Genomic DNA, 23,202 nt, shown 5'->3' with positions numbered 1-23,202 from the left:
TATGCAACAGAGAAAAATTGGTCAGTCGTTGGCGCAAAAATCCCCCATCGGCATGGTATTCACCTTACTGCTTTTTATTCCTTTAGCTGTAGTAAGCGAGCTAATCGTTGGTAATTTAATCTCAGCGATAGTGCTTGGTATGGTTACAGTGATTTTATTACTGAGCTATTGGCACGGTAAAGGTGGTAGCTTTTTTATTTTTGCGCTTTTAATGCCATTGGTTTTGGTGGTGATGGCGGAGTTACCTAGTTTTGTTGCTCTGGCGTGGTTAATTAACGCTTTTTTCTTTGGAGCTTCTACTTGTTTGTTTGCTTATTTGCTATGGAGCAAGTCGAAGCAATAAAAAGGGTAAGTGCCAAAGTAAGTTAGGGGCTTACTTTGGCGAAATGTTTAGATAGCGCGTGCGCAGTTTCTGCCTGCTGCTTTCGCTTTATATAAGCCTTTATCGGCTCTCGCAAAGATATTATCTTCGCAGTCTGAACTTTCGGATAACGTGAAGCCAATACTGGTGGTTACTGCATATTTAGACATCTGTTCACAGTGCTCAACAGATGCCATAATACGTTCTGCAATCAACTTATTAGTAACAAACTCTGGATCATCAATCAGAATCGCAAATTCATCTCCGCCGAAACGATATACACTATCAGTCGCTCTAATAGAGGCTTTTAAAATATTTGAAAACGCTATGAGTACATCATCCCCCGCTTTGTGGCCAAAGTTATCATTCACTTGTTTAAAGTTGTCTAAATCAAGCAGCATCAAACTAAATTTACGTTGATGGCGACGGCCGTTCTCTATCTTCTGAACGAGGTTGTCATTAAATTGGCTGCGGTTATATAGACCAGTTAATGAATCTTTCGTTGCCAGTTGTAAAACTCGTTGATACATCAAAGCGTTTCGCAATGGGTAAACTAAAACTTGGTGTATAGATTGCAACTTGCTTTTAATGGCTGGGCTTAACTGATATTGGCAAAAATACACCAGTTTACCTAAATGCTCGCCATTGAGGTCTAAATCAAAACTAAAAGGTGTGTACTGTTTATCACTGTCTTTTAACTGAAAAGCGCCTAATGCAGTGTGAAACTGTAGTCCTGACAATTTGACGATACGTTCGGCATGCTCTGCATAAATGGCTAAAAGCTCTTCGATATCAAGTGTTGTTTGCAGCTTTTCAACTAGACGATGAGCAAACATTGGCTCTTGATTAATATATTGCTCAGTATTAAACGGCAAATAGTCGCCACGCGTTGTGAGCCTTTGCGTCAGAATATGGACGTTTTCCATTAGTTAGAACCCCTAATTATCATAACTGAGTTCATATAAGCTAATTTTGTGCCAAATTTTTAAACTGGCTGAAAAACAATCGCTTGCTATAGTTAATTAAAGTCGAATTATAAACATCAATAAAATTGACTCTCTGGAGGCCATTTGCAGAGCATTTATAGTCAAGTTTTTGCCTTATTGCTTGCCGCAATGATTCTAGTTTGGTTGTTCAAGCGCATTGGCTTGCCGGCAATTTTAGCTTATTTAGTCACAGGGGTATTGGCGAGTAGCCCGAGTATTGGCTGGATGAGTATGAGTGATGAAATGCACTTTATTGCTGAGCTTGGCATCGTCTTTTTATTATTCAGTCTTGGCTTAGAGTTTTCAGTACCTAAGTTAATGGCAATGCGTAACTTGGTATTTGGACTTGGTGGCTTGCAAGTTATCTTAACTATCTTGGTAGCTATGCCGATAGTTCGTTTCTTTGATTATGGTTGGCTAAGTGCATTTACCATAGCCAGTATTATGGCGCTTTCTTCAACTGCCGTTGTCGTTAAAATATTAAAAGAAAATGGCGCGCTCAATCAGCGGCGAGGCCAGCTCTCGGTCGGAATCTTATTGTTTCAAGATATCGCTGTCGTACCTTTGCTTATCAGTATTCCGTTATTCGCGCAGGCAGACAACCAGATGTTAGCAAGCACTTTGGCGATAGCATTAGCGAAAGGGGCGTTTGTCTGTATTTTACTGTGGGCTATTGGTAAATGGCTGTTGCCATTTGTCTTTAATGAAGTCGCACAAGTCAGAACTGATGAATTATTTGTACTGTCTACTTTAGTGGTCGCTTTGTGCGCGGCTGGTCTGACTTACTTATTTGGTTTGTCTATGGCATTGGGCGCGTTTTTAGCTGGCATGATGTTAGGTGAAAGTCAGTATCGACATCAATTAGAAGCTGAGATCCGGCCCTTTAGAGACATACTAATGGGGCTATTTTTTGTCACTGTTGGTATGCAGCTCAATGTCGGTTTTGTTATTGAAATGTTTTGGTATATCTGCGCTGCGCTAGTGGTTTTATTTGTCTTGAAGCTACTACTTATCTGGGGCTGCGCGCAATTAATTGGTGAGCGTAAAAAAGATGCCATTGCATCAGGCATTTTACTTTGGCAGATGGGCGAGTTTGGTTTTGTGCTCATCGCGTTGGCTTCAACACACCAATTAATGGCTTCTACAACCGCATCATTTTTAATCGCGCTGGGTGTGTTTTCAATGGCCCTCACACCTTATTTAATCAGTCAAACAGACCGTATTTTGGGTGTGTTAAACATCGATAGTGAACAGGGTAACGAACAATTTCAAAAAACGTTTGGTAGTCATAATTTAAATGGCCATGTTCTAATTCTTGGGTATGGACGGGTAGGGCAAACCATTACGCGCTTTTTAAAACCTGAGGCAATCCCCTATGTTGCAATTGAGCGAAACCCACTTCTTGTACAAGAGGCACAAAACGCGGGAGAACCGGTTTTATTTGGGCATGCTGCGCAAAATACCATTTTAAAATCAGCCAAAGTTGAGCAAGCTAAGTTGGTGATAGTCACTATGTCTGACTTTGAACAAAATCAACCCGTGATAGATGCGATAAAAAGAGTCGCGCCGGGTGTCTCCATTATTGTTCGCGCCACAGATGATATACATCTTGAAGACTTTAAAAAAATGGGGGTGACAGAAGTTGTGCCTGAAGCACTTGAGGCAAGTTTAATGCTTATTTCTCACGTATTGCATATGTCTGGCGTGCCGATGCGCCGTATATTTCGCCGAGTAAGCCAAGAGCGTGAAAATCGTTACGAGTTTCTCCATGGCTTTTTCACCGACGGCTCCGTGGAGCAAAATAGCGAGCCTTTAGAGCGTTTAGAATATCTGCATGCTATTGCTTTACCAGAGTCAGCCTATGCTATTGATAAACAAATTACGCAGTTAAATTTAAATAAGCAGCGAGTCGTGATCACTGCATTAAGAAGAGATGGGCAAGAAATTGAATCTCCTGATGGCGACGTCATATTGCAAGCAAATGACATTCTATTGTTAAAAGGCAAGCCCAGGCGAGTAGAGCGAGCAGAGCAATTCTTGCTGGAGGGGTTGTCATAAAGCGAAGTTTGCTAATGTTTTCAAAGCGTCAATTGAGCTGAGTGCAAGCCTAATTTAGCTCAAGAAAGTCTCTTATTTCATCTAGCCTGTTTAGCCCATCTTGATAACCAAATTCAATGAGCCTTCGGGTATAGGCTTTCTCAAACATTAAGTAACTCGCTAAGCTCGACTCCGAGTGCTTTTTGATACCAATCGAACGTAATAGCATTCTGACTGCCAGTGGCATATGTTCATAGCATTCGGTCGCTATTTCATTAAAGTTTTGCGTAGGGTTAATAACCAGTGTTGAAACTTGTTTTAGCTCTTTGTGTTTATTCTTTGAGTTAGAAGGCAGTAAACCTATGGTTCGGTTAACTCGTTCTAAACGTTCCAAATCTGATTGCAGCGTGTCAGCAAAAACACCATCTAGCAAGTGACCTGCAACCGTTGATACTCCAGGGAAATGAGGTTCGTAACCTATGGCGCGTTGGCGTTTTGGCTGCTCCACACCAATGATGAATATCTTATCGGCGCCTAAATGAATTGATGGGCTAAGCGGAGAAAGCTGGTGAATTGAACCATCACCATAGTAGTGATGCTTTACTCTGACACTTGGAAACACCATAGGAATGGCACTTGAGGCCATGAGCAAGTCTAAAGTAATTTGCCCTGCAACGCCTTCACGTTTAGCACGTTGCCAAGGGGCGGCATTATTCGACTGAAAGACTGCCACTGATTTTCCGGTTGAATAGCTCGAAACCGTAACAGATACAGCTTCTAGATATTTTCTATGTAAGTTTCTATCAATGCGTGATAAATCTAAAACATCATCAAGCAATGCTCGAAGCGGCGAGTTATCTAGTAGGCTGGCGGGGGGATGATTTAAATAGTCAGATTGAAAGCTGCGCATCATATTGCCAAGAATATAACTCGACGCGCCAGTGAAAGAGCTCTTATAGACCATATGAGTATGAAACTGGCGCCATACCCATTCTATTTTGCGCACCGCCAAGTGCATACATGAGGCGTAGCACGCCATCGCAGCTGAGTTAATTGCACCCGCAGAGGTACCATTAATAATTTGAAAAGGAATTTTGGCATTGCGAGGCATGCTTAAAGCCAATGCTTTTAACACGCCAACTTGGTAAGCAGCTCTTGCGCCACCACCGGTCAGTAGTAATGCCATTTTTGAATGCTGAGTATATTGCGGTTTTTTTTCCATATTCGCCCTTAATTATTATGAACTTTTTGCTGCGAATGCCATCAGTTACCGTATATCACTTGCAACAATTACTCAGTGATATATCTTTACTTTATAACTAATTATAGAATATTCAACGGAATATTGTGTTCAGCCATTAACCGGAGCAAACATGTCAGAACAACCTTCTTCAAAGCCTTCCCAAACCCAGCTGCTATTTGCAGCCGTTGTTGTTATGGCGTTAATCGTCGTTGCTGTTTTTATTCTTTCAAGCAAATCTGAACAGCCAGTAGAAAATGAAAAGTTCAAACAAGACGTTGTGGTACCACAAACAGACCCTGTTAGGCCGGTCAATACGGCGCAAAGTCAACCAGAGCCTGAGCCAGCCCCCGAGGTTGTAGAAACTTATGAGCCTGAACCGCAGCCAGAGCCGATCCCTGAGCCTGTTGAGGAGCGTATTGTTGAAGTAAAACCTGCTAAGCCTCAGCTTCCATCATTGGATGAGAGTGACAATGAAGTTAAACAAAGCTTGGGTGAGTACCTTACCGAGCAATCATTAGGGTTATTAGTTACAGAAGACATGGTACGTCGTACTGTTGTTTTTGTAGACAATCTAGCGCAGGGTAAAGTCGCTAAGAAGCATATTCCGTTAAGTGCACCTGTAGATAGTTTCATGGCACTTGAGTCAGATATCATCATCACAGATCCAAATAGTTTTGAGCGTTACACACCATACGTAGATATGCTTTCTCAAATGAGCAATGCACAAATTATTCGTCTTTATAAAAAGTTCCAGCCACTGATTTTTGAAGCTTATGAAGAGATTGGCTATGAGGGCGAAGATTTTAATTACACTTTAAATGAAGCAATCAGCGAACTGTTAGAGACGCAAATTCCAGAGACTAGCCTGCCGCTGATTAAAGATTCAGTGACATATAGCTATGCATACCCAGAGTGGGAAAAGCTGTCAGATGCGCAAAAACAGTTTTTACGCATGGGCCCTGCAAATATGAAGCGCGTTAAGAGCAAGCTTACGGCTGTTCAAAAATCATTAATCAAATAATCCAGTGTTACATTTTAAACCGATTGCTTAAGCATTAGGCAATCGGTTTAATTAATTCAGTTTTTCCTTGAATCTAAAGCACATAATAGAGATAATCCTTCCTGCGCCTAACAAGGCCCACAATGGTGGTCTTATTGGTCCTCTCGCAACAATAGTTCGTGAACCTGGTCAGGTCCGGAAGGAAGCAGCCACAGCGAATGACTTGTGTGCCGGGATGTGGCTGGTAAGACTACCACCCAATCCTTCAATTGATGTTTGAAGCATAAGCTGTCATATCTGAACTAATTCTTGTCATAATCTGAACAATAACCTGTCATAGTCTATTTTCTAGTCATAAGCCGTTTCGGTTTTGATTATGATCAGACGTAAAATTAAGCGTTCGCGAGTTAAAAAGCTATTTAAGTTTGCTACTCAAAAGAATGGCCGAACTTTTTTAGTTGAAAGCTCTTTAGAGTTTGATGCCTGTTTTCATATCGAATATTCTCCCGAAATAAAAGCCTTTGAAGTACAAGTAATTGGTTTTATGTATCTATTTGAGGGGAAGTCAAATAGGTAGATGCCCGATTTTCTACTCAGTAACATTTAAATAAACAGCAGTTCGTTGAGATAAAGCCTCAAAAGAAAGTAATAAACCCTGACTTTAGGGCTAGATTTACAGAAAAACAGAAAGTTGCTAAAAATGAGTTTGGCTATGAGAATCCAGTCAAAAAAGTCATAAAACTATTTTTTAAAGAGTTTTAACTATTTTCATCAAGGTTTATAGAGCCCTTACGGAAGTTGTTGATCTTAGAAATCAGTGAAATGTGTTGTTTGAATGAACTTATATTTCAGTGGTTTCTCAGAAGGTTTAATAGACTTTGGTAGCTAAAGAGCTACGCCACTTAAATAAAGGTTATTAAAGGTCTTATAAAGACTAATTTGATAAAACAATTTAAGGATAGCAATGAAAAAAGAATTATTTTTGAGCAAGCTCAGTTTGTGCTTGCTGATTATATCACCCTCAGTCTGGGCGGTGGGAGCAAATTGTAAACAACCGACGTCTGAGCTGGATAAACGAATATGTCAGTCAACCACTTTAACAGCAGCCAATGAAGCGTTGAATGTGGCGTTTCATAATCAGCGAGCCTGGCTCTGTCAGGATGCTGAAATTCTGCGTCGTGAAGATGGCTGGGATTGTATGGCCGCAAAGGAAGACTTTTGGGCTGAGCAGCAGCAGTGGGATAAATCCGTGCTGGCACAGTGTAAGACGGATGACTGCTTTACCCGTGCCTATCAGGCTCGGATAGCCCAGATCAATGGTCAGGACACGCCGCTGCCCAACTTCAGGCTGACGACTTACGGCTGGGGCGATAAAGAATGCCAGGCTTACCTAAAGGTGCTTAACCGCACGCCGAAGGAAGATTTTCGCGGCTGTAAACTCCCTAATCTGACCGACTCTGGATTTAAGACGCTGCCCTTTAAAGCGGTTGAGGGAGAGCTGCTTAAGCAACTGGATAGGCAAATAGCGCAGCTCAACCATAAAGAACAAACCAACTGGCAGGGACAACTAAAAAGATATCAAAGTGGTTATATAAAAATGGAAATGGCTTATTTAGATATTGATGGGGATGGAAAGAAAGAACGGTTGGTAAGGTATTCTAGGCCAGACGTATTTTGTGAGGGGCTTGGTTATGACGAGGATGTGGATGATAAATCAAAAAGGTGGCGTGAGCTGGGTCAGGAAGTGGTTCTTAAAAAAGCTTTAGAGCACGGTTATCACAGGGATTACTATATTGTTGGTGATGATGGAAAATTAAAGTCTGTTGGAAAAAGAAGTAAGAACAGGTTGGCTTTTTTTGAAGATAAAGTGTTCAGTTTTACAAAAAACGGGGTCGTAGCCACATTAAAGCCCGCTGATTTGGGGGCTAAGGTATATGTTAAAATGGATTATATAAAATCAATTGATAAAGGGCGTGCAGAAGAGAGTTGGTGCGGTTTTTGGTATAACTACTAGTCTGAACTGCTTTAATTAAACAGGACACTTTAATAATGGAATATAATCCAATTATTGAGGTGTAAAATGACAAAACGAACAAACAGAAGTTGTAGCTCAACCCAATCACTGTTAATGCGCTATCTGGAGCCGGAATTAATAGATGTCATACATATCTTTCAAAATTTTTAGGCTTTGAATTTACTGTTGTAGGCATAAAAGATGATTGGGATTTCCTGCAACGTTTGAATAAATTAAGAAACTCCTTAGCACATGAGGAAGGGTACATCTCTGATAAATCAAAAATTAAGAAAAAGACTATAAATGGTACTCCAAGGCTTTCGATGTATTCTAGTACGATATTAATATCTCATTAATATGTTTTGAACGCTTTTGATACTGTGGAAAGATTTCTTATTAATCTTTGTAATAAAAAAATATAACAAGAAATTAAGGTGCTAAACGACATCGTTTGGTATAAATAGATTTAAAGGTAATTTTTTAAGTCAGTCGTTTTTTGCAGACTTATGATTCAATTTTATGCTAACTTACACTTCAAATTTTCTGCTAAGTGATTGAATTAAGATTGATGTTTATGTCAAGTTATGCTTCAAACACCAATTGATGTTTGAAGCATAAGCTGTCATATCTGAACTAATTCTTGTCATAATCTGAACAACAACCTGTCATAGTCTATTTTCTAGTCATAAGCCGTTTAGGTTTTGATTATGATCAGACGTAAAATAAAGTACTCGCGAGTTAAAAACCAATTTAAATTTGCTAGTCAAAAAAAGCCAAACGCTTTTAGTTGAAAGCTCTTTAGAGTTTGATGCCTGTTTTCATTTCGAATATTCTCCCAAGATAAAAGCCTTTGAAGCCCAACCTATTGGTTTTATGTATGACTTTGAGGGTAAATCAAATAGGTATACGCCCGATTTTCTACTCAGTAACATTTAAATAAACAGCAGTTCGGTGAGATAAAGCCTCAAAAGAAAGTAATAAACCCTGACTTTAGGGCTAGATTAACAGAAAGTTGCTAAATATGAGTTTGGCTATGAGAATCCAGTCAAAAAAGTTATAAAACTATTTTTAAAGAGTTTTAACTATTTTCATCAAGGTTTATAGAGCCTTTACGGAAGTTGTTGATCTTAGAAATCAGTGAAATGTGTTGTTTGAATGAACTTGTACTTCAGTGGTTTCTCAGAAGGTTTAATAGACTTTGCTAGCTAAAGAGCTACGCCACATAAATAAAGGTTATTAAAGGTCTTATAAAGACTAATTTGATAAAACAATTTAAGGATAGCAATGAAAAAAGAATTATTTTTGAGCAAGCTCAGTTTGTGCTTGCTGATCATACCACCCTCAGTTTGGGCGGTGGGAGCAAATTGTAAAGAACCGACGTCTGAGCTGGATAAACGAATATGTCAGTCGGCAATGCTCAAAATAGAAAACAACGCGTTGCAAGTTGCTTATTACAACCAACGAGCATGGCTGTGTGAGTTAGCGAGTGAGTTACAGCATGACGATGACTGGGACTGTGTAGAAGCTAAAAAGACATTAGAGGTTGAGCAACATCAGTGGGATAAATCCGTGCTGGCACAGTGCAAGACAGACGACTGTTTCACACGCGTTTATAAAGCTCGAATATCCCAGATCAACGGCCAGGACACTCCGCTACCCAACTTCAGGCTGACGACCTACGGCTGGGGAGATAAAGAATGTCAGGCTTACCTCAAGGTGCTTAACCGCACACCCAGGGAAGATTTTCGAAGCTGTAAGCTTCCAGATTTGACCGGTTCTGGTTTTACGACACTGCCCTTTAAACCGGTTGAGGGAGAGCTGCTCAAGCAGCTGGATCAGCAAATAGCACTGAGTTACCACAGGAAACAGATCAACTGGCAGGATCAATTGCGAAAATATCAAAGTGGGTATTTAAAGCTTGAGATTGCTGACGTTGATCTTAATAAAGATGGAAAGAACGAACGTATCGTTAAATATTCTTACCCTAACTACCATTGTGAAATGTGGGAATATGATGCAAGCCCGTTGGATAAAGCAGCTGAATGGGAACTTCTTCCTGATGAAGAAGTTTTAAATAAGACCAGGAACAATGGTTACAATAATGCGTATTTTACACTGGGTGTGGATGGAGTTATTAGTTATTTTAACATTAAAGGTAGGAACGAGATTATTAGAATAAATAATGATTTCTATGCTGTTTCAAAAGGTTACTTCATGAACAGTGTTAACCCAGGCCCTGTAGGAAGTAAGCAAGACATTAAAGTTTCAAAGTTTGATTTCAGTAAATCACGTCTTGAACTGAGTTCATGGTGTGGTTTTTGGTATAATTACTAGTTTTTTAATTGCGAAAGGAGAGTGTGTTTTGACTAGTGGAAATAATATTTTTGACTTTATATCAGAGCATGAGGGTATTAGAAAAGATACCTATCCAAATCGATGGCCGCGTTGTGCCGCTTAGTGCAGGTATGAGTGTGTCTGCTGAAGTAAAAAACTGGTCAGCGTAGGATCATTGAATTTCTGTTATCGCCTGTTGTTCAACACCTGGACGAAGGTGCCCGAGAGCGTTAAGACACAACACTTAATTTAAAAAAGGAAATATTATGTCTGGTTTCACTAAAACGGCTGTACTCGGCAGTACCATGCTGCTACTGAGCCCCTGCGTCTGGGCGGTAGGAGCGGATTGTAAAAAACCGACGTCTGAGCTGGATAAACGAATATGTCAGTCGGCAATGCTCAAAATAGAAAACAACGCGTTGCAAGTTGCTTATTACAACCAACGAGCATGGCTGTGTGAGTTAGCGAGCGAGTTACAGCATGACGATGACTGGGACTGTGTAGAAGCTAAAAAGACATTAGAGGTTGAGCAACATCAGTGGGATAAATCCGTGCTGGCACAGTGCAAGACAGACGACTGTTTCACACGCGTTTATAAAGCTAGAATATCCCAGATCAATGGTCAGGACACGCCGCTGCCCAACTTCAGGCTGACGACTTACGGCTGGGGCGATAAAGAATGTCAGGCTTACCTCGAGGTCCTCAACCGCACGCCCAGAGAAGAGTTCCGGGGTTGCAAACTTCCGGACTTATCCGGTTCGGGGTTTACAACGTTGCCGTTTAAACCAGTTACGGGGGAGTTGCTGAGAAAACTAGACCCTCAAATCATAAAGAGCGTGCATTCAAAAGCATTTACTTGGAAGGAAAGGCTTAACAAATATCAAAATGGTCACATTAGATTGGAAGTGGCGAATATTGATTTAAATAAGGAAGGAAAAAAAGAGAAAGTCATAAAATACTCTATGCCAAGTTATTTTTGTGATACATGGGATGATGGTATAGAAATGCAGGGTAAAGAAGCACAGTGGGAAGCGCTAACAGAACATCAAGTTTTAGATAAAAGTATAGAGAATGGTTTTGTTAATTTTTATTATAAACTGGATGGGAATGGAAATCTCAAAGCGCTTAATGTTAAAGGTAGAAATGATATTGTCACATTCGGTAATGAGTTTTATGCCGTTTCAGAAAATAAGTTTTTAACCAACTTAGACCCGCGGAGATGGGGTGGCAAGCAAGAGGTTACAATTTTAAAGATTGAACTTGGTAATGTAAACACCACCTCAGAGAGGTGGTGTGGTTTTTGGTATAATTACTAGTTTTTTAATTGCGAAAGGAGAGTGAGTTTTGACTAGTGAAAATAATATTTTTGACTTCATATCAGATCATGAAGGTATTAGAAAAGATATCTATCCAAATCGATGGCCGCGTTGTGCCGCTTAGTGCAGGTATGAGTGTCTCTGCAGAAGCAAAAACTGGCCAGCGTCGGATCATCGAATTTCTGCTATCGCCCGTTGTACAGCACCTGGACGAAGGTGCACGCGAGCGTTAAGGCGCAACACTTAATCCAAAATAAGGAAGCATTATGTCTAGTTTCACAAAACTGGCTTTACTCAGTAGTACCTTGTTGCTACTGCCCCACTATGTCTGGGCGGTGGGAGCAAATTGTAAACAACCGACGTCTGAGCTGGATAAACGAATATGTCAGTCAACCACTTTAACAGCAGCCAATGAAGCGTTGAATGTGGCGTTTCATAATCAGCGAGCTTGGCTCTGTCAGGATGCTGAAATTCTGCGTCGTGAAGATGGCTGGGATTGTATGGCCGCCAAGGAAGATTTTTGGGCTGAGCAGCAGCAGTGGGATAAATCCGTGCTGGCACAGTGTAAGACGGATGACTGCTTTACCCGTGCCTATCAGGCTCGGATAGCCCAGATCAATGGTCAGGACACGCCGCTGCCCAACTTCAGGCTGACAACTTACGGCTGGGGCGATAAAGAATGCCAGGCTTACCTGAAGGTGCTTAACCGCACGCCCAGAGAAGAGTTCCGGGGTTGCAAACTTCCGGACTTATCCGGTTCAGGGTTTACAACGCTGCCGTTTAAACCAGTTACGGGGGAGTTGCTTAAGCAGCTGGATAAGCAAATAGCGCAGCTTAACCATAAAGAACAAACCAACTGGCAGGCACAACTAAAAAAATATCAAAGTGGTTATATAAAGATGGAAATGACTTATTTAGATCTTGATGAAGATGGCAATAAGGAAAGGTTGATAAGGTATTCTAGGCCAGATGTATTTTGTGAGGGGCTTGGTTATGAAGAGAGTGTGGACGATAAGTTAAAAGTTTGGCGTGAGCTAGGTCAAGAAGGGGTTTTTAAAAAAGCTTTAGAGCACGGCTATCATAGGAATTATTACACTATTGGTAATGATGGGGAATTAAAGTCTATTGGAAAAAGAAGTAAGAACAGGTTGATTGTTTTTGAAGATAAAGTTTTTAGTTTTACAAAAAATGGGCTTGTAACTAAACGAAGTTACGAAACATGGGGTGGAAAGTCTTATGTTGAACTTGATTATATTAAAACAGGTAATGATGGGTATGTAGAAGAGAATTGGTGTGGATTTTGGTATAACTATTAATTTAAATTTGAATTCTTAAAAGGAGTTTTTGTTTTGTCTGGTGAGATGAGTGTATTTGACTTTATAGCTAAGTATGAAGGTGTTGAGAAAGATATCTATCTTGAGCACAAAGGGAATACCGACGATTGGTGTTGGGTATAATCTTAGAAATAGTGATGTTTTAAATTTGGTTCTCGATGTGATTTGCTGTAATCAAACAGGACACTTTAATAATGGAATATAATCCAATTATTGAGGTGTAAAATGACAAAACGAACAAACAGAAGTTGTAACTCCACCCAATCACTGTTAATGCGCTATCTGGAGCCGGAATTAATAGGTGTCATACGTATCTTTCAAAATTTTTAGGCTTTGAATTTACTGTTGTAGGCATAAAAGATGATTGGGATTTCCTGCAACTTTTGAATAAATTAAGAAACTCCTTAGCACATGAGGAAGGGTACATCTCTGATAAATAAAAAATTAAGAAAAAGATTATAAAAGCTGCCGCAACTAATGTGTAAGAGCTAAACGATTCTGCTTATTATTTTTCTCTATTTACTACTGTATTCAATTCTATAAGCGGTGAGCCAAGCCAATATAGGTAAATTTTCAAGTTCTTAACAATTGGATAAGCTGAGCATATCTTTTTTCGCTAAAAAAGTTATGCATCACAACACTGCCATTCAAGATCTTACAAGTGAGTAGGACGAATTGAAATACAACGACAGCGAACATTAAGCAGTTTCTAGCTTTCTTAATGTTCAAAATACGGTTCTTTATCCTGTAGAGTCTATGTTGAACTATGGAGCTAATCATTTATTGGTTTAGTCAACAGAGCGTAAAGTGTTTCTGAGAGTAATTTAGCAATGTTTTCTCTATCAACAGGCAAAGCTTTGTGCTGAATAGAGTAACCCTCAATATAAGGTAGAAATAATGAGGCTGCTTTTTCAGCATTTTCTTTGCCATAATCTTCCCAAAAGGTACAGGCTCTGCTTACTGAAGACGAGTAGAATTGATTGAGTTTATCCTCAAGTTCATCATTTCGAGTAGAAACAGCCCAAAGCTCTCTAAAAACAAGGCACGCATCACTTATGTCTTCAGATTGCCCTAATATAAAAAGGATAAACTCATAAAGTTCTTGTTTGGGATCGTTGACCTGTTTGCTAGGTGTATATTGTTCAACAACGTCATAGCATTGAGCAAAGTAAAATTCAGCTAAGCAATTCAAAAGCATGTCTTTATTCTTGAAGTGATGTTGGACATTATTGAGACTTTTCCCCGCCATTGAAGCAACCTTTCTCATGGTAAGTCCTTCCATACCGGAGGTCTTTAAGATAGCAAGAGCTGCTTCCATAATCCGGTTTCTTGTTTCAATACTGCGACTATTCAAATTTACATACCCCTATGTCGAGATTTATAACAGAAGCTCTAATTGTATCAGTAGTTATTAATGGGTCAATCGACCCATTAAAGCATTGACAGGTTGGTTTTTTAACTTTAGCATGGTTTATTTGGGTCACTTGACCCACAAAGTAACGTAATGTGTGAGTAATTTATGAAAAATGTACTTGTGATTAATGCCAACCCTAAGACTGATAGCTTAACTAAGTCTTTAGCAGATAAATACAGTGAGACCGTTGGTAGCAAACATGATGTCAAAGCAATTCATGTCGGGGATTTAGATTTTGAGCTGGATTTACGTGAAGGTTATGACAAGATCCAAGAGTTGGAGCCGGATTTAGTTCATGCACAAGAACTAATTTCTTGGGCCGACCACATCGTTATTCTCTCTCCTGTTTGGTGGGGAACGGTACCTGCTAAGTTTAAAGGTCTAATTGATAGAGTCTTCCTGCCGGGGTTTGCCTTTAAGTACGAGGAGGGTGAGGCGCTCCCAAAAAAACTGCTAAAGGGAAAAACATCAGAGATTATTGTTATGCTTGATACCCCATTATTTTGGTATAAGTATTTTCAAGGCAACGTTATCTACAAACATTTAAAGAAAACGATACTGGATTTTTCTGGAATTCAAAACAAACGAACTACTTACTTTGGACCTGTGATCTCTTCTAAGGAGAAGGATGTCGATAAGTGGCATAAAAAAGTCAGCCAGTTGGCTGTGAACATTTAATCGCCGTTCTCTGGTAACTTGCATTCAAAGATCGAGGTTACTGATTCTGGCTCATAGTGCCTTTTCGAGAAGTATGTTTTTCAGTTAACCTGGGTAACCATATAGTCGAACACTATTGGTCAGTAATATCTTCTGTGCACATTTTGGGAGGTTTTCTTTCTCAGTGTTCTTGACCTGAACATTGTGACGGTCGTAAGTATTGTGGCCGAAATCTCTCTGCTCCAAACCTTACTGGAAAGCGCAAGGAAAGTATGCGCAAAGTTTCGACATTGGTAGAAATGTCAATAAGTATAATATTGCTTCAAGGCCAAAGATGATGATAGCGTAGAGAAAGCCGTTTCGATATTCATTCCACCTGATGAAGGTTGCTCCATGATAGCAAAGGCGTTATCGTTTGGGCTGGTTAGTATTTTGAATCAATCAGTTAGGTGGTTTTTAAACAATTAGCTTTTTAACTAAGAACATGACGTTTAAAAGGTTAGGAAGTTCGCTACCTTATATTCTCATTTAAAAGTTGTTTTTCATGAGCTACATGTTATGTGTAGCTTATACTGTTTTGGACAAATACAGCATAAAAACACTTGTCTGCGTAAACCTTCAATCGGCTTCTTTCGCCATTTTAATGATGTATTCAAGCTCCATTCCTATATCTTATGGTTTTATCAATGCATTTATGACTAAGTATTAACTGAATGACACGTATATTTTTGGTTTTCCGCATGGATTGAGCTCCAATTAGAGCTTCGGCTTATCTACTGACATAAACGCTTTTTTATAACCGCTGCCGTAAAAACGATTTTATGCCTTTCCTATAGGTAAACTAATTTAATTACTCGCTTGTTTAAAATAAAGCTGATTAGCTATATCGCACTCGTTATTCCAATATCATCCAAGATGATAGTTACATCTCTAGTCGGTGCAAAAATAAAGACAAGCTCTAATTCGCTTTCGGCACTGATTAGCTTATTCAATTCAATAGGGAGTGTGAAGGTTTGCAAAACTGGCTCCGTTGGCGCATATCTCACACCACCTTTTTCCAATTCAGAGAAGTCAGAAATTAATAAAGGCGAGACACTGCCGGATGCGGCCAAACTTTTTTTAAACACGACATCAGACTTATTAAGTAGCTCTACCTTAGTATCAGATAACAAATTGTATGATCCACATTCTTCGCTTTCTCCTGAATCAGCTCTAGCCAGTGAGAAACTTAGGTAGGGTTTTTCTTTGTGATTTTGCTGAAGCAACTCAGCACCTGTGAACTTAATGCTCAGCCGTGTTTCAACTTGTTTCTTAAGTTGAACCTTTAATACATTATTAGAGGTTTTAGTGCCGTTTCTTAAACGCTCTGAATCTATGCTGATTTGCACTTCTTCTAATGTTTTATCGGATAGGGCTTTAACGGTGCTTTCTTTTTCAGCGTCACCCTCAAAATCTTCTATAGTTTTGAAGTCAGATGTCATATGGCGACTGATATAAATATCGTCTGGAAGACCAAACTCATTAGCCACAGGTTGTCTAAAAATTTTTCGATACGCTTTTTTGTTCGCCAATGTAGCTTCTAAAAAAGCAGAAACATACACTTTAGTTAACTTCTCTTGTTGTTTGGCGGTTAATAGCTTTGAATAAAAGTCTTTGCTGCTTCCCCAATGGTAATCATCAGACATATCTTGATTAAAGTTTATGTGGTTAGCACGATAAATATAAATGGACTGCTTTAAGAAGTCTTTATCAGCATCGAAGTGAGTGCGATGCCATTGTTGGCTACCAAGAAACTGATAAACATCTGCATCATGGCCGCCTTGTAACACTAAATAGTTAACATTTTTCAGGATATTTCTGCCATCGGCATGTTGATATTGCCCGTCCATAGGGGCTAATGCGACAACGGACTTAATGTTAAAACCAAACCCTGTTGATTCAGTACTATCTGGTAAAGTTTTCCATTGATTAAATGATGCAGCTAAAGCAACAGCCTCACCCCCTCTAGACATGCCAATTAAAGCGATATTCTCTAAATCTAGGTTGTTATAAAAAGCATGACCTTGCTCAGCATTCCATTTTTTCAGCAGTTTGATATGTTCAAGTAGTATCCAACCACGGGCACCATTTTCACCCCATAAACCATTCAAATACGTTTGATCTACTTGCACAACAAAGTGCCCACGGCTGGCGAGTAACTCACCCAGATAGTCAAACCCAGGCGCAGAATTTCCATGGACTAATAATACTAACGGCAGAGGTTGGGCTGCTAACGGAAGCCAAACTTTAGCCTGCAAAGGTAAATTACCACTTTTAAATTCGTGGTAAGCATTGTTTTCATATCCTTGGTTGCGAGAATAGTCTGAAAGAAAGCTCGGCAAGCTCACATTTGGAGCAATGACATCAGGTTTTGAGATAGCAAATAAAAAGGGTTGTTCGCCATAGTTCATTACTTTGTATTTATGTTCGCCCAGTTCAGCAGGATTAGGTAAACCTGTAAACGAACTATTTGGCTGACTATATCTTTCAATAACACACTCTAAAACATCTGAAGCGAATGTTGAAAAAGAGGCGGTAACTATGGATAGGATGGCAAAAAAACACGAAAAACGAGTGAGCATCAAAATTGTCCCTAATATCAAAATTTAGCACGTGGTATTTATATCAAATTGATCTTGCTATAAAAAAATACAATTTTTTATAATTATGCTCTCTGAGACGCAAGTTGCTCAAAAAAGGTTTAAATCAGTGTTTGAATAAAAGCCTGAAGGTTGCACTCAAAGTAAAACACTAATTCAGCGCTTATAACCAACAATTTCCGCTTCTGACATGATGCCAATTCAGATAAAACCCCTTAAATAAGTCACTTTTAGCTTCAAACACTATTGGTAATAAACCCTTAAAAAACTTACATAGCCTACTCGTAGAATTGTCTCAAACACTGGGTGTTTGTTTTCATTTTGACCCAAAAAATAGCGTTTAAGGTTAATTTTAAAATTATCTTGGCAGGAAAAATAATAAGTGCAGATAACTTTTACTGCTCAAGCCTGGACAAATATTTACTCGTGTAGATAAGGCTAGAGTGTTACGTATGGTTTAACAGTTCATAGCTTCAGTAAAATGGAGCTTTGATAAAAATCCAAGTTTTTACTATTCCTGATCTTCGATATTTACAATGCCTGACTATTTCAAGTGGAGTCTACAAGATGTTGATTCTTATAGATTAGCAATGTAAGGTTAGCGAAATAAATAGGAAGCATTCCCGATTTTGTTCAGATAAAATCAGGCATTTTTCCTTTGAAAAAGCTTTATGTTTTAAGGGAACTAAGTGAATATCGAAGAAAAAATTGGACAAATTAAAGCGGATTACTGCAAGGCTTTTTCAAATTTTTCTGCTGAGGTAGGAGAATGTACTAACTGGTACTATGATCTTGATGACTTGTTTATCGAGTTAACAAGCGAAGACAATACAAAAAGGTTTAATGTCATTCCGGTTGGTTCATATTCCACTGAGTTCAATTCTTTTCTGTGGTCATGGGCAAACGAGGATTTATCTGAACATACGCGTTCTAAAGCAGCTAAGTTAAAGTCACTTTATTCGGAATTTCCATTTAAGGCATTTCAAGTTAAGGGCTTCAATTGCAAACAAGAAGAGCTAGACGAAATCTTATCTTTAAGCTTGTATCATCTAAATGGGAAAGTAATCTTCAAAATTAAAGATGAAAGCCCTTGGTTATTCCTTTGTGTACTTTAAAACATAATAAATTAATTAAACAATGGGCGCAAAACAGCAGGCTTGCGCTCATTCTTCGCTAAGTTTAGCCTGCTATTTTGCGCCGGTTAGTCAAGCGTTAGCACTACAAGGATAGTTTAGCAATTATGTTGATAATTCAGACACGCGTACAAGGTTTATTCAACAGGTTGTATACAATGTCCATTCAATACTTTTGGTTTATTGCAGTAGGGTTAATCTTTGCCATGTTCACAGGAATTTATCCGAAAGACATGGTTTTGCTTTTTTTCATTTTGATAATCTCCATAGTGCTTTTCACCATTTGGCTATTCGTTTTTAACTCTGGTAGAAGTAAGGTTATTGAATACGGCTTAGAGCTTAATGAACAAGGGATAACATTCATTGATTTTGGCGTTAAAGTCACTTTGGAGTGGAAGCATTTTGAAGGCTTTAAAATTGTTAATAGGTTACCTAGGTTAATAGTTCTAAAAAGCTCGAAAAGTAACGATATAAAGTTTAGCTATTATTTGTTTTCATCTGCTCAAAGAAAGAAATTATTCGATTATTTAGAGTCAAAATAGTGCTAACAAGCAATTCAACAGGGATTAAAAACAGCGGTCTCTTCGCTTCGCTCAATTTTAGCACACTATTTTTAACTCGTTAATCGAGCGTTATATGCCTATGATATTTTTGAACCGTTCTATAGCTTTGGTGTCTCTTCTTATAAGCTTTATCATGCTATACGGTGTAGGTGAGCGATTTTTAAGTGCGCTATGGATGCTCTATAAATTTTATGGGAGCAATGGAGAAGGGATTTCGCTTGGTGTTTCAATGACACTTATTACCTATCTCGTCTCATTTGGCTTAATAGCTGTTTCAAGGGTTATGTACACTAAATCTGGTGATAATGTTGCTTTATCACTATCCAAAGTTACGAGCTACATATTGTGGTTTGGGCTAATGCTTTTAACTATTTTGCTTGTTACACCACTAGCTCACCTTTATTCGAGATAGCGGCATATAACAAATTAATTAAATAGTGGGCGCAAAACAGCAGGCTTGCGCTCATTCTTCGCTTAGTTTAGCCTGCTATTTTTCGCCGTTTATTATAGCGTTATAAGTACTAGGAGAAATCGTGCATCCAAATAGAAATGCAATTGCATTTGGCGGTCTTATTGCCACAGTTTTATTTTTTGTAATCCTAATTGTCCTAGCGCTTTGGGCGTGGCCAAAGTACAAAGTTTATAAGCTCGAAATGAATGGTATTGCTGCTCTGAAAGAAGCGGAATGGAGTAAGCAAATTCTAATTGAAGAAGCTAAAGCTAAAGAGCAGGCAGCTTTAATGCAAGCTAAGGCTCGAGTTACTCTGGCTCAAGCGGAAGGTGAAGCGAAAATAGTCCAAGCCAAAGCTGAAGGTCAAGCTGATATCGAACGTGCAAAAGCTGCAGCTGAAGCTAATAAAATTATTGGCGAATCGCTTAAAGGTAACGAAGCTTATCTGCGTTATGTTTGGATAAAAGGGCTACAAGATGGTAATGGAGAGCGTATTTACATTCCAACAGAGGCTGGACTCCCAATTTTAGAGGCAGGAAAAGCTGGAAAATAAAGTACTAATAACAAGGCCGTTAAACCAAGGGCATAAACAGCAGGCTGTGCTCCTTCGTTGCAAATTTTAGCCTGCTATTTAGTACCGTTTACGGCAAGCGTTATGTGTAAAGGAGTCCGATGCAATTTTCAAAGTTTGAGAGTTCACTATATTTTCAGCTAGCAAAAATAATGGAGTCTGAATGCTCACTTAGAGCATCTGAATATGAAACGGGAATTAGAGCTGGATATTTTGTGGTTGGTTCTGACGACGATCCTATAAACTTAGTCTTTTCCTTTCCCTTGAAGAATGACGATTGCTATTTTACTTTTACAGATGGCGATGTTTCGGAAATAACTAAAGAAATAGCTTCAATACAAGAGTTTAACGAAACTAATGCTCATCTTTGTGATGGACATACGGTACCAACTAAAAATAAGTACTTTAATGATTCAGGTTGGGTATCACATTTAATAACTATTCCTGCTATTGCCTATGAAGACTTACCAAACACTCTGGAAATCGACGGCAGAACAATAAGGCTTCATTTAGTTATACCGCTTTCCGCGAATGAATATAACGTTAAATTGAAAAATGGTTATGATGAGTTACTTGATTATTTTGAAGAAAACCAAAGAGATATAGTTTGTTTTAATTACGCATAACAAAGTGCCTAAAGGGCGGACATAAAAAGCTTGGCTGTGTTCGTTCCTCGCAAACTGTAGCCGAGCATTTTGTGCAGTTTAGCACGGCGTTAGAAGGAGTTTAAAATGTCATTTGAACCTGACTACGATAGTTATTCATATGAGGACCTTTTGGATGTTTTTGAAAACATCGATCGAGAAAACTATCCAGAACGATTCAACAAAGTAGCAAGGTTGCTTGGAAAAGACATTAGCTCGGAGGCTTTAGCCGATGAAACTGGTGACGTCGGAGAAGAGAAAACGTCAGCTTGCTCCGAATTAGCTAAAGCAGCAAGAGCAAAATGTATAAATGATTACTTTGATTCGTTGAGTGACTCAGGTTCAGAGCTTAATGCTGGGGGTTATGATGCAGGGTCATATTCAGATGGTGGCACCGGTGACTGATTCATTCAAACAAGAGCCTAAACCAAAAGACGAAAAACAGCAGGTTTGTACTCCTTCGTCACTGGTTTTAGCCTGCTAGGCAAGTGTTATGCACATAGAGGAGAGTTTCCATGGGAACATGGAGTGAAGACAACTTTAGCAACGACGATGCCGGAGATTGGATTTGGGATTTAGAAAAGTCTAAAGGTTTAGATACTCTTTTAGCCCCCATTCAATTGGTAATAGCCGAAGAAGATTACTTGGAAGGTCCTATTTGTTCTGAGGCACTGGCGGCTTCTGAAATTATTGCTGCTTCTGTTTCAGGCGACTATTCACGTATTCCCGAAGAAGCAAAAAATTGGTTAAGTAAGAAACAAGGTCTTATCTTTGGAAGTAAACCAAAAATAAAGGCTCTTCACGCTAAGCAAGCACTAGAGGCTGTGAAAAAAATCACTGCTAACTCTGAGTTGCAAGAACTCTGGGAAGAAAATGGGGAAAACAAAGCTTGGCGAGCGGTGCAAAATTCACTCATGACCAAATTAGAAAATGCATAACAAGCTTGTAAACGCAGAAAAATAACAGTTGGCTTTGTTCGGGCCTTACGAATTTTAGCCAACTATCATTCATGGTTACAACGGCGTTAGGTGCAAGAAAAGCTCGCATAATTGAAAAGGGCACTATTAACTTGAAAATCAAAATATTCATGATCATTTCTCTATTGCTCCTAGCTTCTTGCTCATCTTTACCGCAACGAAATGAAAACGAAAGCATAGAAATTAGAACTCAGTCTTGGGTGTTACCCATCACACATGATTACTACATGCGAAAAGTAGATGGAGTTCATAACTTCTATAAAGAGAATGCTAAAGGTACTTTGCAGCTAAGCTCAATGGTTAGTCAAACCCCAATACTAGATCAACAACTGCTCGAAATCGCTCAATCACAAATTAATAGTTCAGGTGAGTTAACGGATATATCCGATGACAGTAAGAGGGGCTATAAATCAGTATTTACTTCACAGGGAGTTTATTGGATGTATTGGTTCATAATCATAGACCGATCTTTAATATTCATAACTTATAACACCGACTTTGATAAGATAGATGCTAACGAAATAAAAAATGTCGAGGCTTTGGTTAATGGAATCTCAAGTACCTAACAAGGCCGTAAAACCAATGACACAAATCAGTAGGTTTGTGCTCCTTCGTCGCTAATTTTAGCCTGCTATTTTGTGCCGTTTGCAATAGGCGTTCCACTGCCATAAAGGAGCAGTTCCCTTTGAAGAAGCTTACTTCCATTACTTTACTTTTTATTTCACTCCTACTTTGGTCTGGGGCAAGTGCGGCTATCGAGAAAGATAAAGATGAGCTCGTTTCTTCTCTAATTGAGTTATTTAAATCCAATGATAGAAAAGCCATCGCTCAAAAAGTTCGGTTTCCTCTTGCTAGGAAGAAACCTTTGTCTCCTATTAGAAATCAACTTGAATTCATTGAGCGCTACGATGAAATCTTCGATTCAAATCTCATTGAGTTCATTGTTTCATCAAACCCCATGACGGATTGGAGTGAAATGGGGTGGCGAGGAATAATGTTTAAAAGCGGTACAATGTGGTTAGATATTGATGGCACTATTTGGTCAGTCAACTATGAGTCGGAAATTGAGAAGGAAACAAGAATAAAGCTCATCAATGACCAAAAAAATAAACTGCACCCTAGTTTAAATCAATTTGAAAAACCGATTTTAGAATGGCAAACAGACAGTTCTCACATACGAATTGACGATCTAGGTAAATATAATTATCGATATGCCTCTTGGTCTATTGATAAAAGTACTAATGAAAAGCCAAACCTAATATTAACGAATGGAGAAATCGTGTTTGATGGAAGTGGTGGGAATCATTACTATGTGTTTAAAAATGGTCATTATAAGTACCGCTGTTACGTTAGTGTCATCGGGAACTCAGAATCTCCATCAGGCACTATTGAAGTGTTTAAAGCTGGCACGCTGCTACTAAAAAAAGCTGTTAAACCTAATAAGATCTAGTTATGGCACTATGACAAGGCAAATCAAAAAGTGCGGACAAAAATCAGTTGGCTGGTTTCACGCCGCTTTACATTATAG

General features: G+C 39.0%; 22 protein-coding genes and 1 other RNA gene. 19 read left to right on the top strand and 4 right to left on the bottom strand.

The window, feature by feature from the left end; genetic code table 11:
* Position 1: 1 nt before the first annotated feature.
* The gene (locus ABMY35_RS11825) at positions 2 to 343 is read left to right on the top strand and encodes a hypothetical protein (protein ID WP_349286392.1); all 342 of its coding nucleotides are present in this window, start codon (positions 2 to 4) and stop codon (positions 341 to 343) included.
* Between the two features lie 47 nt (positions 344 to 390).
* Here the strand turns inward: ABMY35_RS11825 and ABMY35_RS11820 are convergent, their stop codons facing one another.
* On the bottom strand, positions 391 to 1,287 hold the full coding sequence (locus ABMY35_RS11820; protein WP_349286391.1) for a GGDEF domain-containing protein: 897 nt from the start codon (positions 1,285 to 1,287) through the stop codon (positions 391 to 393).
* Between the two features lie 144 nt (positions 1,288 to 1,431).
* On the opposite strand from ABMY35_RS11820, the gene ABMY35_RS11815 reads away from it, so the two are divergent.
* On the top strand, positions 1,432 to 3,405 hold the full coding sequence (locus ABMY35_RS11815; protein WP_349286390.1) for a cation:proton antiporter: 1,974 nt from the start codon (positions 1,432 to 1,434) through the stop codon (positions 3,403 to 3,405).
* Positions 3,406 to 3,454: 49 nt separating this feature from the next.
* On the opposite strand, the gene ABMY35_RS11810 is transcribed toward ABMY35_RS11815, so the two are convergent.
* Complete coding sequence (locus ABMY35_RS11810; RefSeq protein WP_349286389.1) at positions 3,455 to 4,606, bottom strand: patatin-like phospholipase family protein; 1,152 nt, start codon at positions 4,604 to 4,606, stop codon at positions 3,455 to 3,457.
* Between the two features lie 151 nt (positions 4,607 to 4,757).
* Here ABMY35_RS11810 and ABMY35_RS11805 point away from each other — a divergent pair, with 151 nt between their 5' ends.
* The 8 genes from ABMY35_RS11805 to ABMY35_RS11770 all read left to right on the top strand — a co-directional run bounded on the left by ABMY35_RS11805 (position 4,758) and on the right by ABMY35_RS11770 (position 12,607).
* Positions 4,758 to 5,648, top strand: coding sequence for a DUF3014 domain-containing protein (locus ABMY35_RS11805; protein ID WP_349286388.1), 891 nt, complete (start codon positions 4,758 to 4,760; stop codon positions 5,646 to 5,648).
* A gap of 132 nt (positions 5,649 to 5,780) precedes the next feature.
* Positions 5,781 to 5,877, top strand: an RNA gene (ffs, locus tag ABMY35_RS11800) — signal recognition particle sRNA small type.
* A 126-nt stretch (positions 5,878 to 6,003) separates the two neighbouring features.
* Positions 6,004 to 6,204: a hypothetical protein gene (locus ABMY35_RS11795; protein WP_349286387.1), complete on the top strand. Its 201-nt coding sequence runs from the start codon at positions 6,004 to 6,006 to the stop codon at positions 6,202 to 6,204.
* Positions 6,205 to 6,591: 387 nt separating this feature from the next.
* A complete protein-coding gene (locus ABMY35_RS11790; protein ID WP_349286386.1) occupies positions 6,592 to 7,641 on the top strand; it encodes a hypothetical protein in 1,050 nt (349 codons plus the stop codon).
* Between the two features lie 1,284 nt (positions 7,642 to 8,925).
* Positions 8,926 to 9,975: a hypothetical protein gene (locus ABMY35_RS11785; protein WP_349286385.1), complete on the top strand. Its 1,050-nt coding sequence runs from the start codon at positions 8,926 to 8,928 to the stop codon at positions 9,973 to 9,975.
* A 266-nt stretch (positions 9,976 to 10,241) separates the two neighbouring features.
* Positions 10,242 to 11,291, top strand: coding sequence for a hypothetical protein (locus ABMY35_RS11780; RefSeq protein ID WP_349286384.1), 1,050 nt, complete (start codon positions 10,242 to 10,244; stop codon positions 11,289 to 11,291).
* A 35-nt stretch (positions 11,292 to 11,326) separates the two neighbouring features.
* On the top strand, positions 11,327 to 11,524 hold the full coding sequence (locus ABMY35_RS11775) for a leukotoxin secretion protein D (RefSeq protein WP_349286383.1): 198 nt from the start codon (positions 11,327 to 11,329) through the stop codon (positions 11,522 to 11,524).
* A gap of 33 nt (positions 11,525 to 11,557) precedes the next feature.
* On the top strand, positions 11,558 to 12,607 hold the full coding sequence (locus ABMY35_RS11770; protein ID WP_349286382.1) for a hypothetical protein: 1,050 nt from the start codon (positions 11,558 to 11,560) through the stop codon (positions 12,605 to 12,607).
* Between the two features lie 790 nt (positions 12,608 to 13,397).
* On the opposite strand, the gene ABMY35_RS11765 is transcribed toward ABMY35_RS11770, so the two are convergent.
* On the bottom strand, positions 13,398 to 13,943 hold the full coding sequence (locus ABMY35_RS11765) for a TetR/AcrR family transcriptional regulator (protein ID WP_349286381.1): 546 nt from the start codon (positions 13,941 to 13,943) through the stop codon (positions 13,398 to 13,400).
* A gap of 201 nt (positions 13,944 to 14,144) precedes the next feature.
* Here ABMY35_RS11765 and ABMY35_RS11760 point away from each other — a divergent pair, with 201 nt between their 5' ends.
* Positions 14,145 to 14,717 (top strand): NAD(P)H-dependent oxidoreductase, encoded by a 573-nt coding sequence (locus ABMY35_RS11760; RefSeq protein WP_349286380.1) that lies wholly within the window; start codon positions 14,145 to 14,147, stop codon positions 14,715 to 14,717.
* Between the two features lie 860 nt (positions 14,718 to 15,577).
* Here ABMY35_RS11760 and ABMY35_RS11755 read toward each other — a convergent pair.
* The gene (locus ABMY35_RS11755) at positions 15,578 to 17,317 is read right to left on the bottom strand and encodes a hypothetical protein (RefSeq protein ID WP_349286379.1); all 1,740 of its coding nucleotides are present in this window, start codon (positions 17,315 to 17,317) and stop codon (positions 15,578 to 15,580) included.
* Between the two features lie 707 nt (positions 17,318 to 18,024).
* Between ABMY35_RS11755 and ABMY35_RS11750 the strand changes: the two genes are divergently transcribed.
* From ABMY35_RS11750 to ABMY35_RS11715, 8 genes are all read left to right on the top strand, one after another.
* Complete coding sequence (locus ABMY35_RS11750; RefSeq protein WP_349286378.1) at positions 18,025 to 18,450, top strand: DUF6882 domain-containing protein; 426 nt, start codon at positions 18,025 to 18,027, stop codon at positions 18,448 to 18,450.
* 176 nt (positions 18,451 to 18,626) lie between these two features.
* Positions 18,627 to 19,010 (top strand): hypothetical protein, encoded by a 384-nt coding sequence (locus ABMY35_RS11745; RefSeq protein WP_349286377.1) that lies wholly within the window; start codon positions 18,627 to 18,629, stop codon positions 19,008 to 19,010.
* Positions 19,011 to 19,564: 554 nt separating this feature from the next.
* On the top strand, positions 19,565 to 20,035 hold the full coding sequence (locus tag ABMY35_RS11740) for a hypothetical protein (RefSeq protein ID WP_349286376.1): 471 nt from the start codon (positions 19,565 to 19,567) through the stop codon (positions 20,033 to 20,035).
* Positions 20,036 to 20,154: 119 nt separating this feature from the next.
* Positions 20,155 to 20,679, top strand: a complete 525-nt coding sequence (locus ABMY35_RS11735) for a suppressor of fused domain protein (protein ID WP_349286375.1) — start codon at positions 20,155 to 20,157, stop codon at positions 20,677 to 20,679.
* 105 nt (positions 20,680 to 20,784) lie between these two features.
* Positions 20,785 to 21,102, top strand: a complete 318-nt coding sequence (locus ABMY35_RS11730) for a hypothetical protein (RefSeq protein WP_349286374.1) — start codon at positions 20,785 to 20,787, stop codon at positions 21,100 to 21,102.
* A gap of 110 nt (positions 21,103 to 21,212) precedes the next feature.
* Entirely contained in the window at positions 21,213 to 21,635 is a 423-nt protein-coding gene (locus ABMY35_RS11725) for a DUF4259 domain-containing protein (protein ID WP_349286373.1), read from the top strand.
* A 71-nt stretch (positions 21,636 to 21,706) separates the two neighbouring features.
* Positions 21,707 to 22,240 (top strand): hypothetical protein, encoded by a 534-nt coding sequence (locus ABMY35_RS11720; RefSeq protein ID WP_349286372.1) that lies wholly within the window; start codon positions 21,707 to 21,709, stop codon positions 22,238 to 22,240.
* 119 nt (positions 22,241 to 22,359) lie between these two features.
* The gene (locus ABMY35_RS11715) at positions 22,360 to 23,124 is read left to right on the top strand and encodes a hypothetical protein (RefSeq protein WP_349286371.1); all 765 of its coding nucleotides are present in this window, start codon (positions 22,360 to 22,362) and stop codon (positions 23,122 to 23,124) included.
* Positions 23,125 to 23,202 lie beyond the last annotated feature (78 nt).

The organism is Pseudoalteromonas sp. BZB3 (genome assembly GCF_040104455.1).
GTDB lineage: Bacteria > Pseudomonadota > Gammaproteobacteria > Enterobacterales > Alteromonadaceae > Pseudoalteromonas.
The sequence above is the reverse complement of the archived record's forward strand: the minus strand, read 5'-3'. Positions and strand labels throughout refer to the sequence as shown.